The organism is Marinobacter sp. (genome assembly GCF_048266785.1).
GTDB lineage: Bacteria > Pseudomonadota > Gammaproteobacteria > Pseudomonadales > Oleiphilaceae > Marinobacter.
Window position 1 is genome coordinate 57,076 of the sequence record NZ_JBLWYX010000012.1, and the last position, 18,309, is coordinate 75,384.

An 18,309-nucleotide genomic window follows, 5' to 3' on the forward strand; every position below is an offset into this window, starting at 1 on the left:
CGCCGGCCCCGGGCCTCGTGATGGCACCTCCGGGCACAATCCTTTGCCTTTTATGAGTATTCATTGTCTGTGACTGAACTGAGCCGAATCCGTAACTTCTCCATTATCGCCCACATTGACCATGGAAAATCCACACTTGCAGACCGTTTTATCCAGGTTTGCGGAGGCCTGACGAACAGGGAAATGGCCGAACAGGTGCTGGACTCCATGGATCTGGAGCGGGAACGGGGCATCACCATCAAGGCTCAGTGCGTCACGCTACATTACACGGCGCAGGATGGTCAGGTTTACAAACTGAACTTTATCGACACTCCCGGTCATGTGGATTTTTCCTATGAAGTATCGCGTTCGCTGTATGCCTGTGAAGGCGCGCTCCTGGTTGTAGATGCCGGCCAGGGCGTGGAAGCCCAGTCTGTTGCCAACTGTTATACCGCCATTGAGCAGGGTTTGGAGGTTGTGCCGGTTCTGAACAAGATGGACTTGCCCCAAGCTGAGCCTGAACGGGTTGCTGCTGAAATAGAAGACATCATCGGTATCGATGCTTCGGATGCGGTGCGCTGCTCTGCCAAGAGCGGCATGGGTGTTGAGGATGTTCTGGAAGACCTGATCAAGAAAATACCACCACCCCAGGGTGATCGTTCGGCACCACTGCAGGCCTTGATCATAGATTCCTGGTTCGATAACTATCTGGGTGTTGTCTCTCTTGTCCGGGTTACCCAGGGCATTATGAAAAAAGGCGACAAGATTGTTATCAAGTCTACCGGCAAGGCCTGGAATGCCGACAAAGTGGGGATTTTCAACCCCAAGCCCTATGACACCAACGTACTGGAAGCGGGGGACGTGGGTTTTGTGGTTGCCGGCATCAAGGATATTCACGGCGCTCCGGTAGGCGACACCATCGTGCATCACAAGTTTGCCGCCGACACCCCCATGTTGCCGGGGTTCAAGAAAGTTCAGCCGCAGGTATATGCTGGCCTGTTCCCGGTGAGCGCGGATGACTACAATGATTTTCGCGACGCGCTGGAAAAGCTCACCCTGAATGACGCCTCACTGTTTTACGAGCCTGAGAGCTCTGATGCACTGGGCTTTGGTTTCCGCTGTGGTTTTCTGGGCATGCTGCACATGGAGATCATTCAGGAGCGGTTGGAGCGTGAGTACGATATTAATCTGATTACCACCGCGCCTACGGTTATATACGAGGTGTTGACCAGGCAGGGCGAGACACTGTCGGTGGACAGCCCCTCAAAGCTGCCGGATATTGGCTCGATTGAGGAAATGCGCGAGCCCATCGTCGAAGCCAATATTCTGGTGCCCCAAGAGCACCTGGGTAACGTTATTGCGCTTTGTGAAGAGAAGCGAGGCGTTCAGAAAAATATGCACTTTACGACCAATCAGGTGCAACTGACCTACGAGCTGCCGATGGCCGAAGTGGTGCTCGATTTCTTTGACCGTATCAAATCTGCCAGTCGTGGCTTTGCCTCTCTGGACTACCACTTTGTGCGGTTCCAGCAGGCGAATCTTGTACGCCTTGATGTACTCATCAACGGCGAGCGCGTGGATGCCCTGGCATTGATCGTTCATAAAGAGCAGGCGAACTATAAAGGGCGCCAGCTCATTGAGAAAATGAAAGAGCTGATCCCCCGGCAGATGTTCGATATCGCCATTCAGGCCGCCATCGGTAATCAGGTGGTGTCCAGGGTCAGTGTGAAAGCGCTGCGCAAAAACGTAACCGCAAAATGTTACGGCGGTGATGTCAGCCGAAAGAAAAAGCTGCTCCAGAAGCAGAAGGAAGGCAAAAAACGCATGAAGCAGGTAGGCAATGTTGAGGTGCCTCAGGAAGCGTTTCTTGCCGTGTTGAAAGTCGATAATTAAAAGGCATCTGGATGGATATTGATTTTCCTCTGGTTCTGGTGGTTCTGACCTTTGCGTCTGGGCTTGTCTGGTTGGCAGATATACTGTTTTTGCGCAAGCGTCGCCTTTTAGCGTCCGAGACGGACGTTGCAGGTAAAAAGGCGCCTAAAGAGCCCTATCTGGTCGATATTAGTCGTTCATTTTTTCCGGTGCTGGCCATAGTACTGATACTTCGGTCTTTTCTGGTGGAGCCCTTCCAGATTCCCTCCGGTTCCATGTTGCCAACGCTGGAAGTCGGCGACTTTATTCTGGTTAACAAATACGCCTATGGCCTGCGTTTGCCGGTTTCCGGAACCAAAATACTGGATATCGGGGATCCGGCCCGGGGTGATGTGATGGTATTCCGCTACCCGAAGGACGGCGAAACCAACTATATCAAGCGCGTGATTGGTCTCCCCGGTGACACAGTGCGCTATCGCGACAAGCAGCTCTTCATCAATGGCCAGCAGGTTGGAAGCGAGTTTGTTGTGCGTCTGCCGCCGGTGGAAGTGCGCCGGGAAGACCTGGGAAAAGTGGAACACGATATTTTCCTGACCATGGGGCGCCCGGGTGCTGCCGGCGAAGGCGAGTGGGAGATACCGGAAGGACATTATTTCATGATGGGCGATAACCGTGATAACAGTAACGACAGCCGTTACTGGGGTACGGTTCCGGAGGAGCTGATCGTGGGCAAGGCCTTTGCGATCTGGATGCACTGGCAATCTCTCACCAGCCTGCCATCCTTCAAGCGAGTAGGCGGTATTGAGTAATTCTGACGATTCTGGAGTTCAGTTGTAATGAGGAAAAATAGTCTTTCCGCCATGGGCCGCCAGGGTGGTGCTTCGGCGCTTGTGATCCTGATTATGGTGTTGTTTTTTGGCAGCCTGCTGTCATTGGTTATAAAGGTCGGGCCAGCGTATATGGACGATCTGACCATTCAGGAGGCTCTGGAAGGTCTGGATGGTACTGAGGGATTGTCACGAATGGGGCCGGCACAGCTCCGCACCCTGATCAACAAGCGTTTGAGCGTTAACAATATTCGGGGCTTTGATGCCAAGGATATTACGGTTGAGAAAGACGGCGAGCTTGTAGTGATCAATGTTGACTACGAAGTTCGCAACAACATTTTCCGTAATGTGGATACTGTTGTTCACTTCCAGCACAGATATGAGGTGAAGGGCAAGTGAGTTCGCAGCCGGATCTGGATCAGTTGCAGCGGCGCATTGGCTATCAGTTCAAGTCGCCCGAGCGCCTTACGTTGGCGCTGACTCACCGAAGTTATGGCAATCAGAATAATGAGCGGCTGGAGTTTCTTGGAGACTCCATCGTAAATATGGTTATCGCTGAGTATCTGTTCCTGAACTTTGAAAAGGCCCGGGAAGGTCATTTAAGCCGTTTGCGGGCCAGAATGGTCAAAGGTGTCACTTTGGCCGAGATTGGCCGCGAGTTCCAGCTGGGAAGCTACATGCGCCTGGGGTCAGGCGAGCTGAAAAGCGGTGGCTTTCGCCGTGAATCCATCCTTGCCGATGCGGTAGAAGCAATCATTGGTGCAATCTACCTCGACAGCGATTTCCAGACCTGCCGGGAACAGATACTGCGTTGGTTCGAACTCCGTCTCGAGCAGTTGGACCTCCAGGACACCCAGAAAGATCCCAAGACCCGTTTGCAGGAGTATCTCCAGTCCCGACAGTTTCCGCTGCCCAGATACGATGTTATCTCTGTAGATGGAGAAGCTCATAACCAGACATTTCATGTGTCCTGTGTGTTGTCTTCGCTGGACCGTGAAACCAGCGGGATTGGCAGTAGCCGCCGCGTGGCGGAGCAGGAAGCGGCACGCAGCGCGCTGAAACAACTTGGCGTGGAGACACCCTGATGAACGATATTACCCGTCCTGAGAACCCCGACAGCCGTTGCGGCTTTGTCGCGATTGTTGGTCGCCCCAACGTAGGCAAGTCGACACTGCTGAACCATATTCTGGGGCAGAAGCTAAGTATTACCTCTCGTAAGCCACAAACCACGCGCCACAAGGTGCTGGGTATCAAAACCGTGGGCCCGGTGCAGGCGATTTATGTCGATACGCCCGGGATGCACGTGGAAGAGCCCAGAGCTCTGAACCGGTATATGAACAAAGCGGCTACTTCGGCACTTTCCGGTGTGGATGTGGTGGTATTCGTGGTGGATCAGCTAGCCTGGACCACTGCCGACGAGATGGTGCTGGAAAAACTTAGCAAACTTGAATGCCCGGTTATTCTGGCGGTGAACAAGGTGGACCGGATTGAGAAGCGGGAAAACCTGTTGCCGCACTTGGATATGCTTTCCCGGAAACGCGATTTTGCTGAAATCATCCCCATGTCAGCCTTGAAGGAAACCAACCTTGAGCCGCTGGAAGAAGCGGTGGGCCGTTTCCTGCCTGAGAGCGTCCACTTCTATCCCGATGATCAGATAACCGATCGGAGCGAACGTTTTATGGCTTCGGAGATGGTGCGCGAAAAAATTACCCGCCAGCTCGGAGCCGAGCTACCATACTCTGTTGCGGTAGAAATAGAAGAATTCAAACGTGATGGCAAAACGCTGCATATATCGGCACTGATCCTTGTGGAGCGCGAGGGTCAGAAAAAAATCATGATCGGCGACAAAGGCGACAGGTTGCGTAGCATTGGCCAGGACGCCAGGGCCGATATGGAACGGATGTTTGACAGTAAAGTCATGCTGCGGTTGTGGGTGAAAGTGAAGCGCGGCTGGGCTGACAGTGACCGCGCGTTGAAAAGCCTGGGCATGAACGACCTCTGAGGCTGTCATGCCCCTTGAGGCGCTTTCCTTGAAGCACTCTCCTTGAGGCGTTATGAGCAGAGACACGCAGCAGCAAGAGCCCGCTTATGTGATACACCGACGGCCTTGGCGGGAAACCAGCCTCATGGTCGATCTGTTTACCCTCAATCACGGTCGCTTGAGCGTGATTGCCCGGGGTGCCAACAGCAGTAAAAGCCCGCTCAAGGCCCAGCTTCAGCCCTTTCAGCCTCTGTTATTGGGTTGGGTAGGGCGCGGTGACCTGAAAACCCTGACCCAGGTAGATGTGCGCGATGGCCCTGCGTTGCGTCGCACCGTATCCCTGTACAGCGGCTTGTATCTGAATGAGCTGATGCAGCGGATATTGCCCCAGGCCGATCCTCACCCAACACTTTTTGCTGCTTATATTGAGACGCTTGGCCTGCTCGCGGAAACGTCTGATGTAGAGCCTGTGTTAAGGAAGTTCGAGCAGGCGTTTGCTGCGGCTCTGGGTTACGATTTTGCCTGGGATCTGGCCACGGATACCGGCCAAACCATCCGTGCAACACACACCTATTGCTACGACCCCGAACAGGGTATTGTCGCCGGGGCTTCTGCCGGTGTGCGGTTGCAGAACCTGCCCGGAGACGCTCTTTTGGCGCTTGCCGACGGGGATTACGAGGCCGCCGCAAGCCGTAGGGTCTCAAAGCGGGTCATGCGCATACTGACAGATTACCTGTTGCAGGGGCGCCCGCTGAACAGTCGCAGCCTTTTCAGTCATCCAAAGGGAGAACGACATGAATCCTAGAGTATTACTTGGTGTCAATATCGACCATATCGCCACCTTACGTGAGGTCCGGGGAACGCGATATCCCGATCCTGTCCAGGCGGCATTGATGGCGGAGGAAGCTGGCGCAGACGGCATAACGATCCACCCCAGAGAAGACCGGCGGCATATTCAGGATCGCGATGTACTGCTGCTGAAGGAAGTGCTTCAGACAAAAATGAATCTCGAGATGGCGGTCACCGATGCGATGCTGGATTTTGCTGCGCAAGTTCGGCCTGAGTGCGTCTGCCTGGTTCCGGAAAAGCGGGAAGAACTGACGACCGAGGGTGGGCTTGATGTGGAAGGTCAGGAGGATCGCGTGGCCGGTGCGTGCGAGCGACTGGCCAAGCAGGGTGCTGAGGTTTCCCTGTTTATCGATCCGGATCGGGCGCAGATTGATGCTGCAGTGCGCTGTGGGGCCCCGGTTATCGAGCTCCACACCGGGGAATACGCTGAGGCGGTTGGTGCAGAAGCGCAAGATGCAGCCTTCAAGGTCCTGGCCGATGCAGTGTCTTACGCTCGCAAAAAGGGTCTGATTGTGAATGCGGGCCATGGTCTGCACTATCACAACACGGAGCAAGTCGCCGCTATCCCCGGTATTAATGAACTTAATATCGGGCACGCTATTATTGCCAGAGCGGTATTTTGCGGCCTTAAAGAGGCTGTCCGGGATATGAAGGAGATTCTTGACCGGGCGTGCGGAAGGGCCTGAACAACCCGGATGGCGGAGCGTTACAGGATGCCATCAGATGGTCTCCCGCTGATGGTGCTTTCTGAACAGTTCCTGCCAATCGGCCTGCTCGCTCCAGTTTTGCAGTCGCTCCATGGCGGCGATCAGCTGATTCTTCTGTAGCTCCATGTCGGGGGTTGAGCCTTTGAGTGCTGTCTCCAGGCGATTTGCAGCGGAGCGCAACTCCGGAACCCCGCAGTAACGTGTTGCACCGTGAAGTTTGTGTACGCATTCCAACAGGTTTTCCAGGTCACCTTGAACCCAGAGTTGTTCAATCCGGGTCAAGTCGGCAGGCAACTGCTCCAAAAGCATACTGAATAATTCTTCTGCCAGGTCTGTCTTGCCGGCGGCAAGTTGGATGCTCTCATCCACGCTCATGCAGTCCCGTAGCATTTTGCGCGTTGAGGGTCTCAATGCACGTCTCGTATCCCGGACTTCCGGCACAGAAAGCTGGCCAGCACCTCGGCAATGATACCCAGTGCACTCCAGTATGGTTTCGGCAAGCTGTCCACTGTTGATGGGCTTCGGCAGATAGCCATCAAAGCCCTGTTTGAGCAATCGTTCCTGTTCGTCGGCCAATGCATGCGCCGTAAGAGCAATGATTGTTGTTTTGTGATTGCTGTTGTCCAGCTCACGAAGGCGGGAGGTGGTTTCCACGCCGTCCATACCCGGCATCTGAAGATCCATGAAGACCAGATCAAACGATCTTTTCCGGGTTTTGCTCAGGGCCTCAAAACCGCTTGATGCACCTTCTGCCGCCAACTGATAGTCCTGCAGCAGTGTCATGACGAGTTTCAGATTGGCTTCGTTATCATCCACGGCCAGTATTCTGGGCATGTTGACGGGAGCCGGTATCAGGTGGGAGGCGTTTTCCTTGTGCGAAATACCCTGGCCCACGGTGTTAATGCCGTGCACCAGCAGAAGCAGTTCGTTATAAAGTGAGTCACGACATACCGGTTTGGACAGGTGGCCGCTTGCCAGCCCGGACAAAAGCGTATCGTGGACTTCCAGGGTTGGTGTCAGCAACAGTGTGCGGCAATCGCGTTCGATCTCCAGAGCCCGCACCAGCTCACAGTACTGGTTTGATTTGAGCAGGTGTCGGGTAATTCCGACAATGGCTGCTGCGTACCCAGACTGGCTTTTCTGAGCGTCCTCGATCTGTTCCTGCATGGCGCCAGGCGACGCAACGCGGTCAACCGTCATGCCCCATTCCCGCAGAAGGTGCTCAACCGAAAGGCCACAGGTTTTCTGGTGCTCCAGATAAATAACCCGCTCACCCCGCAGAGCGTCCCGGGGCGCAACCGTTTCACCGTTGGAAGAAAGCTCCGGTGTCAGGGTAAACCAGAAGGTGGAGCCTTTCCCCAGTTCACTTTGCAGGCCAATCTTTCCGCCCATCTCTTCCACCAGACGCTTGGAAATAGCGAGGCCCAGACCGGTTCCGCCGTATTGTCTGGCCGTTGATGCATCGGCCTGGCTGAACGCGTTGAACAGTGATTGTTGCTGAACCCGGGACAGTCCCACGCCGGAGTCTGTGATGCTCAGGCGAAGGGTAACCCGATTGTTTTCCTTGTCCTCATCTTCAAGACTGGCACGCAGTACCACCTCGCCGGTCTGGGTAAATTTGATGGCATTGTTGACCAGATTGGTAATCACCTGCTTGACCCGCAGAGGGTCCCCCATGATGTTGTCCGGCACGTCATTATAAACCAGAGGCACAAGGTCCAGGTTTTTGCTGTGGGCCGCAGGGGCCAGCATAACCATGACTTCTTCCACAATGTCCCTGAGCTGGAAAGGAACGCGATCCAGGATCAGCTTGCCCGCCTCAATCTTCGAGAAATCCAGAATGTCGTTGATGATGGTCAGAAGAATTTCGGAAGACTTGCGTATTGTGCTTAAATGATCTCTTTGCTGGCGCGGCAGCGGGCTTTTGAGCAGTAGCTCGGTAAAGCCGATAATACCGTTGAGCGGGGTCCGGATCTCGTGGGACATATTTGCAAGAAATTCAGACTTTATCCGGCTGGCCTCCAGGGCCTCCTTGCGCGCAAGGTCCAGCTCAATGTTCTGGATTTCAATGGTCTCCAGGGTCTCGCGCAGATCTTCCGTGGCTTGGTCAATGTTCTGCTGCATTTCTGCCTGGGCGTTGCTCAGTTCCTCCGCCATGGCGTTCAGGCCGGATTCCAGTTGCTCAAACTCCGGACCTGCCCGGGTATGAACCCGGGTGTCGAGTCTGCCTTGCTTGAGCTTTGCCACTGCCTCGTTCAACTCGAACACCGGGCTGGTAAAAGCGCGGCTCAGGCGTAGTGCGATCAGCAGGCTGAAAATAACGCCGCCAAGTACCAGCAGAAGCGAGAGCAACAAGGCCTTGTATGTTTCTTTTTCGGTGCGGATATGGGACATCTCGACGGCTACCCAACCCAGGGGCTCTCGTTGTTGCGAAGCAGACTGCAGGGAGTCCGCGTCAAGCATGTTCTGAATCATCAGATCCTGCAGGAAAACCGGAGTGACGAAGCGGGTGCTGGCTTTGCGGGCGATGCGGCTCGCCTGCTCTCCAGTCAGTTCTTTACTGTCAATGTTATCAGAGCTGCCAGGACCGGTGTGTAGCAAGCGCCGGCGATCGCCGTCGAAGAAAGTGATTGATCGCACATCCTGCTCTTCCAGCAGAGCGTTGGAGAGGTTGCTTAACAGACTGCGATTGGCAGTGAAGAGGCCATATTCCGAGCCGGCAGCAAGCTGGCGAGAAAGTGAGTCGCCGCGGTCCTTAAGCAGGCTTTCAATATTGGTCACCCAACTATAGGTAAAAAACAGCCCCAACATCAGTGTGGTGAGGAGGGTGGGAACCAGAGTTACCACCAGCACTTTTTTGCGAATGCCCCAACGCCGCATACCAGATTCCCGAAGAATAGCTTAACACCGCCTGTTGAAGCGGGTTACGTCCTTGTAATAGTAGCTCGTCCGGGCACATTTAACCTTGTTGTCAGTGCCGATCTGAACGGAAAATACATTTTTGTTATAGCCGGCAGTCATGGAATTAGCGAGAAGCTGTATTGGGCGACCGGGGCCATAACGCGTATCATGCCATCGCAAAAGTGTACCACAGGGTTCTCATATGCATTTTCCCACGATTGAAGATTATGTCGGGCATACGCCTCTGGTTCGGTTGCAACGCCTTCCCGGCGATACCAGCAACGTGATTCTGGCAAAGCTGGAGGGTAACAATCCGGCGGGTTCTGTAAAGGATCGACCTGCTATAGGGATGATTCAGGAAGCCGAGCACCGCGGTGAAATCCGGCCAGGCGATACGCTGATTGAGGCAACCAGCGGCAATACCGGTATCGCTCTGGCCATGGCAGCGGCTATCAAAGGTTACCGCATGGTGCTGATCATGCCGGCGAATATGAGCGATGAGCGCCGGGCGTCCATGCGCGCTTACGGTGCCGAGATTATTACTGTAAGCCAGGAAGAAGGTATGGAGGTGGCCCGGGATATGGCTCTTCGAATGCAAGCGGAAGGCAAGGGCCGGGTGCTGGACCAGTTCAGCAACCAGGATAATCCGCTATCCCACTACCGGACCACGGGCCCGGAAATCTGGGAGCAGACCGGGGGACGGGTAACTCATTTTGTCAGCTCTATGGGTACCACAGGCACTATCATGGGCGTTTCCCGTTACCTTAAAGAGCGCAATCCCGATATCAGTATCATTGGCCTGCAGCCAAAAGAAGGCGCGTCCATACCCGGTATCCGCCGCTGGCCGGAAGCGTATCTTCCCAGCATATACGATGCGACCCGAGTGGATCAGGTGCTGGATATCGGCCAGCAGGAAGCCGAGGAGACCATGCGCGCTCTGGCTGAACGGGAGGGTATTTTCTGTGGAGTGTCATCTGGCGGCTCCATCGCAGCGGCGCTCCAACTGTCAAAGCAGGTTGAAAATGCCATTATCGTGGCCATTATCTGCGACCGGGGCGACCGCTATTTATCGACCGGCGTCTTCCCCGGCGCCTGAACCTGACGACATCAAGAGAACAGATTATGAGCAGACGACGCAGGAAGGTACTTCCTACGGAACCCGTGCGCTGTGACGTGGAAAAGCTTAGCCATGATGGCCGCGGTATCGCTCGTCAGGACGGCAAAATCCTCTTCGTGGATGGCGCCTTGCCGGGTGAGACAGTGATGGCCAAAGTGGTCTCCACCCGAAGTAAATTTGATGAGCTGCGCACGCTTGAGGTGCTGGAGGCAGCACCTGATCGCCAAACGCCTCCCTGCGAGTTCGCAGACCTTTGCGGTGGCTGTAGCCTTCAGCACATGAGCAGCGATGCGCAGATCGGGTTCAAGGAAAGTACACTGCGTGAACAGTTTGCCCACTTTGGTGGCATAGAGCCTGAAGAGTGGATTGAGCCGATGCGGCCGGGGGACACTCTTGAGAGCACGCTGGGATACCGACGCAAGGCACGTATGGGTGTGCGCTATGTTAAAGCCCGTGAATCGGTGCTGGTGGGTTTCCGTGAGAAGCGCAACAGCTTCCTGACAGATATTGATCGCTGTGTAGTACTGGATCCACGCATTGGCGAACGTATTCTTCCTTTGCGTGAGTTGCTGCACAGCATGGATGCCTATGCTCGTATTCCCCAGGTCGAAGTTGCCTGTGGTGATGATTCGGCTGCCATGGTTTTCCGCAACATGGATGAGTTGAGCATTAGCGATCGGGAAAAGCTGGTTGCCTTTGGTCAGGCTCAGGATCTGCATGTTTACCTGCAACCCAAGGGCCCCGATACCGTTCACCGCATCTGGCCAGAATCAGCGGGCAGAGATGATGAACGCCTGAGTTACCGGCTTGATGCCTTTGATCTGACCATGAAATTTCATCCCATGGACTTTACGCAAGTCAATGCAGGCATCAACAAGGATATGGTAAACAGGGCCGCAGAGTGGCTGGATGTGCAGCCGGGCGAGCGAGTTCTGGATCTGTTCTGCGGGTTGGGTAACTTCACGCTGCCCCTTGCGCGCAAGGGCGCTCAGGTTGTTGGTGTGGAAGGCGATGAGGCCATGGTGGCCCGGGGCCGGGAGAATGCAGAGTTGAACGGGCTTGCGAACGTGGCATTCCATGGCGCTGATCTGCACGGTGATTTTACCGGCCAGAGCTGGGCAAAAGAGGGTTTTGATAAAATCCTTATCGACCCGCCGCGATCGGGTGCTGAGGAAATCTGCAAATACCTGACTGCATTTAATGCCAAGCGTATCGTGTATGTGTCCTGCAACCCGGCCACACTTGCCCGGGATGCAGGAGTGATGGCGCGGAACGGTTACCGTTTGGTGCGTGCCGGTGTGATGGATATGTTCCCTCATACCACACACGTCGAGTCTATTGCGCTGTTTGAGCGGGACTCACACTGAATAGCGTTGTGCGCAGCAAAGGACAGCTGTGTGAACCACCAGGAATAACAAGATTGATATGGTAAAAGTTCGCGAAGACTATGCAGTGACCGGCGATGGACAGGTCGATATCGAGGGTTGGGTTCAGCAGATCGCCTCGCAAACCCACCTGGATAATGTGGAGCAGTTTCGCAGGGCCTGTGAAAAAGCCGCTGAAATCGATTTGCAGGCATTCCGGGAAGACAGGCTGTGGGCTTCTGGTTCCAGCAGCTTCCTCATCGGCATTGAAATGGCGCAGGTGCTTGCTGAGTTGCGCCTTGATCAGGCCAGTCTTGTTGCTGCCATTCTATACCGGGCGGTGCGAGAGGAGCGGGTTGCCCTTGAGGTTATCCGCAAGGAGTTTGGCGACGAAATAGCCGGGCTGATTAACGGCGTGCAGCAGATGGCGGCCATATCTTCCATACACCACCCGCTCAAGGGCAACGTGCTTGGGCAGAGCGAAGGCCAGCTGGACAACGTCCGTAAAATGCTGGTTACCATGATTGATGACGTGCGAGTTGCGCTGATCAAGCTTGCTGAGCGCACCTGTGCTATTCGTGGGGTAAAGAATGCGCCTGAAGAAAAACGCATGCGGGTTGCCCGGGAAGTGTTCGATATCTATGCACCGCTGGCCCATCGCCTGGGTATTGGTCATATCAAATGGGAGTTGGAAGACCTCTCGTTCCGCTATCTGCATGAGAGGGCGTACAAGAAAATTGCAAAACTTCTGGATGAAAAACGCCTCGATCGTGAAAGCTATATCCGTAGTGTTATTGCCACCCTGCAGGCGGAGCTGAAAGCTTCCGGTATTGAAGCCTCGCTTTCCGGTCGCGCCAAGCATATTTACAGCATCTGGCGGAAAATGCGCATCAAGGGCATCGATTTCTCCCAGGTGTATGACATAAGAGCGGTGCGGATACTGGTTCCGGAAGTACGGGATTGTTACGCAGCTCTCGGGATTGTGCACACGCTCTGGCGTCATATCCCCAATGAATTCGACGATTACGTTGCCAGCCCCAAGGAAAACGGCTACCAATCGCTGCATACAGCGGTGATCGGGCCGGATGGCAAGGTCATGGAAGTCCAGATTCGTACCCATACCATGCACGAAGATGCTGAGCTTGGTGTGTGTGCGCACTGGTTGTACAAGGGCACGGATAAAGGTAATAAATCATCCGGCTACGAAGCCAAAATCAACTGGCTCCGGCAGGTGCTCGAATGGCAAGAAGAGCTGGGTGATTTGTCCGGGTTGGCAGACCACCTGAAATCCGATGTAGTCTCGGATCGGATCTATGTTTTCACGCCCGAAGGGCACGTTGTTGATCTGCCCCAAGGCGCCACACCGGTTGACTTCGCATACCGTGTTCACACTGAGGTTGGCCATGCCTGCCGTGGTGCCAAGGTGAACGGCCGCATTGTACCGCTGACGTATCCTTTGAGGACGGGAGAGCAGGTATTCGTTCTGACCTCTAAAAATAATGTCGCGCCCAGCAGGGACTGGCTGAACCCGAACCTTGGCTATATTCAGACCTCACGGGCCCGGGCCAAGGTAACGCATTGGTTCAAGCAGCAGAATCGCGAGCGTAACGTAGCCGATGGCCGTGCCATTATTGAAGACGAATTCCGGCGTCTTTCGTTGCACGATGTAGATGCGGGCGCACTGGCCGTAAAAGTGAATTATCACAGTGCCGAAGACATGTTTGCCGCTATTGGCGCCGGTGATCTTCGCCCGGCGGCCGTTGCCAACGTAGCACAGCAAATGCTGGAGCCAAAACCAGAACAGCTTGATCTGAAGCTGGCAGCTCAGCGACGCAAGCCCTACGATACCGAATCCGATATTCACATTCTGGGTGTGGGCAAGCTAAAGACCCAGGTGGCAAAATGCTGTAAGCCTTTGCCTGGAGATGCCATCGGTGGATACATTACGGTCGGACGGGGCGTGACCGTCCACCGCCAGGACTGCCTGACGTTTCTGAATCTGCAGGAACTTGAGCCCAACCGCATTATTGAAGTGAGCTGGGGTGGTCAGCAGGCTTCGGTCTACCCGGTAGACATCGAAATCGAAGCCTACGACAGGTCTGGCCTGCTGCGGGATATTACTCAGGTTTTATCGACGTCAAAGAGCGATGTTCTGGCCCTCCACACGGTGACAAATCGTGATGAGAACACCGCCACCATGATTGTCAGTGTGGAGATCTCCAGCCTGGAACAGTTGGCGCGATTGCTTGCTCAGATCCGCAATCTCCCCAATATTATCGACGTCAGGCGCAAGCGTTCATGAGTTATTCCATTGATGATCTGAAAGTTTTGATGGCCCGGCTGAGAGACCCGGAGACCGGTTGTCCCTGGGACGCCAGGCAGACATTCAAAAGCATTGTGCCGCACACACTGGAAGAGGCCCATGAGGTGGCGGACGCGATTGAACGGGAGAACCATGCGGATTTAAAAGACGAGTTGGGCGACTTGTTGTTTCAAGTGATTTTCTACGCACAGATAGGCGCGGAGGAGGGCCAATTCAGCTTTGATTCGGTAGTCGATAATCTGGTGCGCAAGCTCGTACGTCGTCATCCTCATGTGTTCCCGGAGGGCACGCTGGATAGCCGTATTGATCCGGACAACCGGCCAGATGAAGCCTGGATTAAAGAGAGTTGGGAGCGGATAAAAGCTGAAGAGCGGGCTCAGAAACAGGTGGAAGATTCGCCGGCAGCAACGCCAGGCCGGCTTGATGGCATTGCCCGGACTTTGCCGGCGATGGTGCGGGCAGAAAAATTACAAAAGCGGGCGGCACGGCACGGGTTTGACTGGCCAAACATAGAGCCGGTGTTCGACAAGCTGCATGAAGAAATCGACGAGTTGAAGGAGGCCTGGCAGGCTGCAGAATCCGGACAGGGTGATCATGATGCCGTTGAGGATGAGCTGGGTGACCTACTGTTCGTGTGCGTGAACCTGGCGCGCTTTATGAAGGTTAACCCGGAGCAGGCGGTCGACCGCACTAACCACAAATTTGAGGCGCGCTTTCGCGCTATTGAGCAGGTTCTGGAGCGCCAAGGCCGCTCCTTTGATGAAGAAAGTCTCGAAGCACTCGATGAGATCTGGCAATCCGTCAAGGGGGTGGAAAAGAAAAGCTGACAGCGGGCAGGTGTAGGTACAATCCGTTACCAATTTGCCGGGTTTTCATTCATGAGCTTCGTCTACACTTCTCATAAGCAAACGCGCCTTTGTTTGTGCGCTGTGTGTGTTCAACTGAATGCAGGAGTCAAGCTCGATGAAAATCAAAGATCTGGTCAGTTACTGGGACAAGCATGCACGAGGCCGGCTTACCCGGGATGCCTATTTTATGGCGTTGTCTGATCAGCACCACCAGCAGCTTGAAAAGCTGGCGACTCTCTATCCCATGAAAGCCCCCCAGGATCTGATGCGGGATCTGATATCGGCGGCTCTGGATGAAATAGAAACCGACTTCCCCTACGTCCAGGGCGCCAAGGTTGTGGCTTACGATGAGGACGGCTTTGAGATATACGAAGATGAAGGTGTCACCCCCGAATTCGTGCGCCTGAGCCAGAAGCACATCAAGCGCCTTAAAGCCCGTCAGCTCGAATCCGTGGCGTGACTGAGCAAGCCCTGCGCCAAGCTGATCTAACTGTTCTTACTGCCCAACTTTTCTTTTAGTGGGCCCTGACTGACCAGATCGTCCAGGGCTGCACTAATCACGTCATTGAGAATGTCGCTTTCGCTGCGGTCAGGATAAAGCTCTGCCAGCGCAGAGATACGCGCAGCGTCTTCCAGGGGAAGTCTGAGATTATAATCGTGGATTCGCTCTGCAGACTTCTTCTTTTGTTCCCACTGCTTGGGCAGATCAGTGACTTTCATGGGGGCTCCTTGTATGTGCTACCGCAGCTACGACAACAATCGCCAATAGACTTTTCCGGCTGTTCCTTAGTATCGTTAGTTTACTTTGCCTCCGTCAATTTAAAAGGACGCCAATGTGACTGAGTTGCACCCTGATCTTCGTGAAAATGTCCGTATGCTGGGTGAGCTGCTGGGGCAGAGTATCCAGCGCCACCCGGGTCAGGACTGTTTTGAGCTTATTGAGGAAATTCGCGCTGCGGCCAAATCCGATCGGCGGCAGGAAAGCGGCTCCGGTCAACGCCTGGTAAATCTTCTCGGCAAGCTGAGCGATAATGAACTGCTACCGGTTACCAGAGCGTTTAACCAGTTTCTCAATCTTGCGAACCTTGCTGAGCAATATCATGGCATTCGCCGCAGGCGCGGTCACCCTTCTGACCTGATGGTCGAGCCGATTGACGGCGTATTTGAACGTCTGGAAAGTAGCGGTGTCAGTCCTGAAGCGCTTCACCAGTGTGTGGCAGACCTGCGTGTAGAATTCGTTTTGACAGCGCACCCTACGGAAGTGGCGCGTCGCACGCTGATCATGAAATACGATGAAATGTCGGAGTGCCTGGCCAGTCTGGATCACGATGACCTGTTGCCGGTCGAGCGAGAGGCGATTGCCGAGCGTCTGTCCCGACTGGTGGCAGAGGCTTGGCACACGGATGAAATCCGGCATGAGCGGCCCACGGCGGTTGATGAAGCCAAGTGGGGGTTTGCAGTCATCGAAAACAGCCTTTGGCAGGCTCTGCCGCGGTTTCTTGGGAACCTTGACGCATCGCTGCAAAAGGCGACTGGAAAAGGCTTGCCATTGCAGGCGACCCCCGTGCGGATTGCGTCCTGGATGGGCGGCGACAGGGACGGTAACCCGAACGTCACCCATCAGGTGACCCAAAAGGTATTTCTGCTCGGGCGCTGGATGGCGGCGGATCTTTTTCTCCGTGATATTCAGTCATTGCGGGCCGAGCTTTCCATGTGGCAGGCGAGTGATGAACTGCGTGGCCTGGCAGGCGATTCCCGGGAACCATACAGGTATGTGCTGGCCGAACTCCGGGAGCGCCTGCTCAAAACCCGGGACTGGGCCGAAGCCAGTGTCAGTGGTGAGCCTGCAGACATTACCGGCATTCTGTTTGAAAATCAGGATCTGACGGCTCCGCTGGAGCTTTGCTATCGCTCATTGGTGGAGTGCGGGCTCGAACAAATTGCCAAAGGTTCGTTGCTGGATACCATTCGGCGTGCTCATACGTTCGGGCTTCCTTTGATTCGTCTGGACATCCGACAGGAGGCGACCCGTCACGCCGAGGCCGTGGCCGAGATGGTGGAGTATCTTGGTCTGGGCGATTATTTGTCCTGGAATGAAAACGAACGCCAGGCATTTCTGGTAAAGGAGCTTCGGGGGCGTCGCCCGCTTGTCCCGCGCAACTGGGAGGCTTCTGCATCGGTGCGCGAGGTGCTGGACACCTGTGAGGTAGTTGCCAGGCAAACACCGGAAGCGCTGGGCTCTTATGTCATTTCCATGGCCAGCAAGCCCTCGGATGTGCTCAGTGTAATCCTGCTGCTCCGCGAGTCAGGCATGAAATTTCCCATGCGGGTGGTCCCTCTGTTTGAAACTCTGGACGACCTGCGTGGTGCGCCCGACAGTATGGCGGCGCTTTACGAGGTTGAGTGGTATCAGAATTACTGCCAGGGTCGGCAGGAAGTCATGATTGGCTACTCGGATTCGTCCAAGGATGCTGGCCAGCTTATGGCGGCCTGGGCTCAATACCAGGCTCAGGAAAAGCTCACGCAGGTAGCGAGTCAGTACGACGTACACCTGACGCTCTTTCACGGCCGTGGCGGAACGGTTGGCCGTGGCGGCGGCCCGGCGAATCGTGCGATCCTGTCCCAGCCCCCGGGCTCGGTGAATGGCAGTTTCCGCATTACCGAACAGGGTGAGATGATCCGCTTCAAATTTGGCCTGCCGCAGTTGGCAGTGCAAAGCCTGACGCTTTACACCACAGCGGTGATTGAGGCGACTCTGTTGCCGCCCCCGGAGCCGCAAGATAACTGGCGTGACACCATGGACTGGCTGACCGAGCGCTCACTCAAGGCCTACCGGGAAGTGGTTCGGGAGAACCCGGATTTTGTACCTTACTTTCGGCAGGTGACTCCTGAACAGGCGCTGGGGAAACTGGCGCTGGGCAGCCGGCCGGCGCGCCGCAAGGCCTCAGGGGGTGTGGAAAGCCTGCGGGCCATCCCCTGGATTTTTGCCTGGACCCAAATGCGGCTGATGTTGCCCAGCTGGCTGGGCAGTGACGTGGCGCTTGAAGATGCGGCCAGAGAGGGGCGGTTACCCGTGCTGCGTGAGATGATGCAGGGCTGGCCATTTTTCCGCACCTATGTAGACATGCTTGAAATGGTATTGGCCAAAGCGGATCTGCGAATCGCTGGTTATTACGAAAAGACCCTGTTGGATGACGATAAGCTGAGAGCACTCGGTGCCAGCCTGGGCAATCGACTTGAGGGCTGTGTTCAGCGCCTTCTGGAACTCAAGGAACAACATGAGCTGCTGGAAGGCGAGCCGGTGTTCGCCCACTCCATGCGTGTACGCAACCCCTATACCGACCCCTTGCACTATTTGCAGGCGGAGCTGCTGAAGCGTGACCGTGAGAGCGAAGGCAAGGGCGAGGTGCCAGAGATGGTAGAACGCGCGCTTAAGGTTACAATGGCGGGCATTTCCGCCGGTATGCGTAACACCGGTTGAAACGGCCGGTAACGGATGAGGGGCGCAGAAGCCCCTGCCATGGACAACAGGAGTATTCTT

The 18,309-nt window shown here is 55.1% G+C and carries 15 protein-coding genes; 13 read left to right on the plus strand and 2 right to left on the minus strand.

The window, feature by feature from the left end; all coding sequences use genetic code 11:
* Window positions 1–69 precede the first annotated feature (69 nt).
* Genes lepA through pdxJ form a run of 7 tightly spaced genes read left to right on the plus strand, consistent with a single transcriptional unit; the run spans window position 70 to window position 6,194 of the window.
* Entirely contained in the window at window positions 70–1,872 is a 1,803-nt protein-coding gene (gene lepA / locus ACN0V1_RS15530) for a translation elongation factor 4 (protein ID WP_417545935.1), read from the plus strand.
* An 11-nt stretch (window positions 1,873–1,883) separates the two neighbouring features.
* Window positions 1,884–2,660 carry a signal peptidase I gene (gene lepB, locus ACN0V1_RS15535; protein ID WP_417545858.1) on the plus strand — a complete coding sequence of 259 codons (777 nt, stop codon included), beginning with the start codon at window positions 1,884–1,886 and terminating at the stop codon, window positions 2,658–2,660.
* 27 nt (window positions 2,661–2,687) lie between these two features.
* Complete coding sequence (locus ACN0V1_RS15540) at window positions 2,688–3,077, plus strand: DUF4845 domain-containing protein (protein WP_417545859.1); 390 nt, start codon at window positions 2,688–2,690, stop codon at window positions 3,075–3,077.
* Window positions 3,074–3,763, plus strand: coding sequence for a ribonuclease III (gene rnc, locus ACN0V1_RS15545; RefSeq protein ID WP_417545860.1), 690 nt, complete (start codon window positions 3,074–3,076; stop codon window positions 3,761–3,763). The genes ACN0V1_RS15540 and rnc overlap by 4 nt, the downstream gene beginning before the upstream one ends.
* Window positions 3,763–4,680, plus strand: coding sequence for a GTPase Era (gene era / locus ACN0V1_RS15550; protein ID WP_291946556.1), 918 nt, complete (start codon window positions 3,763–3,765; stop codon window positions 4,678–4,680). Before rnc ends, era begins: the two co-directional genes overlap by 1 nt.
* Window positions 4,681–4,732: 52 nt before the next feature.
* Entirely contained in the window at window positions 4,733–5,464 is a 732-nt protein-coding gene (recO, locus tag ACN0V1_RS15555) for a DNA repair protein RecO (RefSeq protein ID WP_417545861.1), read from the plus strand.
* Window positions 5,454–6,194, plus strand: coding sequence for a pyridoxine 5'-phosphate synthase (pdxJ, locus tag ACN0V1_RS15560; protein WP_417545862.1), 741 nt, complete (start codon window positions 5,454–5,456; stop codon window positions 6,192–6,194). Before recO ends, pdxJ begins: the two co-directional genes overlap by 11 nt.
* 33 nt (window positions 6,195–6,227) lie before the next feature.
* Here the strand turns inward: pdxJ and ACN0V1_RS15565 are convergent, their stop codons facing one another.
* The gene (locus ACN0V1_RS15565) at window positions 6,228–9,095 is read right to left on the minus strand and encodes an ATP-binding protein (RefSeq protein ID WP_417545863.1); all 2,868 of its coding nucleotides are present in this window, start codon (window positions 9,093–9,095) and stop codon (window positions 6,228–6,230) included.
* 223 nt (window positions 9,096–9,318) lie between these two features.
* On the opposite strand from ACN0V1_RS15565, the gene cysM reads away from it, so the two are divergent.
* The 5 genes from cysM to ACN0V1_RS15590 all read left to right on the plus strand — a co-directional run bounded on the left by cysM (window position 9,319) and on the right by ACN0V1_RS15590 (window position 15,228).
* A complete protein-coding gene (gene cysM, locus ACN0V1_RS15570; protein ID WP_417545864.1) occupies window positions 9,319–10,212 on the plus strand; it encodes a cysteine synthase CysM in 894 nt (297 codons plus the stop codon).
* Between the two features lie 26 nt (window positions 10,213–10,238).
* Window positions 10,239–11,600, plus strand: coding sequence for a 23S rRNA (uracil(1939)-C(5))-methyltransferase RlmD (gene rlmD / locus ACN0V1_RS15575; protein ID WP_417545865.1), 1,362 nt, complete (start codon window positions 10,239–10,241; stop codon window positions 11,598–11,600).
* Window positions 11,601–11,658: 58 nt separating this feature from the next.
* Window positions 11,659–13,899: a GTP diphosphokinase gene (gene relA, locus ACN0V1_RS15580; RefSeq protein ID WP_417545866.1), complete on the plus strand. Its 2,241-nt coding sequence runs from the start codon at window positions 11,659–11,661 to the stop codon at window positions 13,897–13,899.
* Window positions 13,896–14,747, plus strand: coding sequence for a nucleoside triphosphate pyrophosphohydrolase (gene mazG, locus ACN0V1_RS15585; RefSeq protein WP_417545867.1), 852 nt, complete (start codon window positions 13,896–13,898; stop codon window positions 14,745–14,747). The genes relA and mazG overlap by 4 nt, the downstream gene beginning before the upstream one ends.
* A 136-nt stretch (window positions 14,748–14,883) precedes the next feature.
* Window positions 14,884–15,228 (plus strand): pilin assembly protein, encoded by a 345-nt coding sequence (locus ACN0V1_RS15590; RefSeq protein WP_417545868.1) that lies wholly within the window; start codon window positions 14,884–14,886, stop codon window positions 15,226–15,228.
* A gap of 26 nt (window positions 15,229–15,254) precedes the next feature.
* Here ACN0V1_RS15590 and ACN0V1_RS15595 read toward each other — a convergent pair whose 3' ends face one another.
* On the minus strand, window positions 15,255–15,488 hold the full coding sequence (locus ACN0V1_RS15595) for a hypothetical protein (protein ID WP_417545869.1): 234 nt from the start codon (window positions 15,486–15,488) through the stop codon (window positions 15,255–15,257).
* Between the two features lie 115 nt (window positions 15,489–15,603).
* On the opposite strand from ACN0V1_RS15595, the gene ppc reads away from it, so the two are divergent.
* Window positions 15,604–18,249 (plus strand): phosphoenolpyruvate carboxylase, encoded by a 2,646-nt coding sequence (gene ppc / locus ACN0V1_RS15600; RefSeq protein WP_417545870.1) that lies wholly within the window; start codon window positions 15,604–15,606, stop codon window positions 18,247–18,249.
* The last annotated feature ends 60 nt before the right edge of the window (window positions 18,250–18,309 follow it).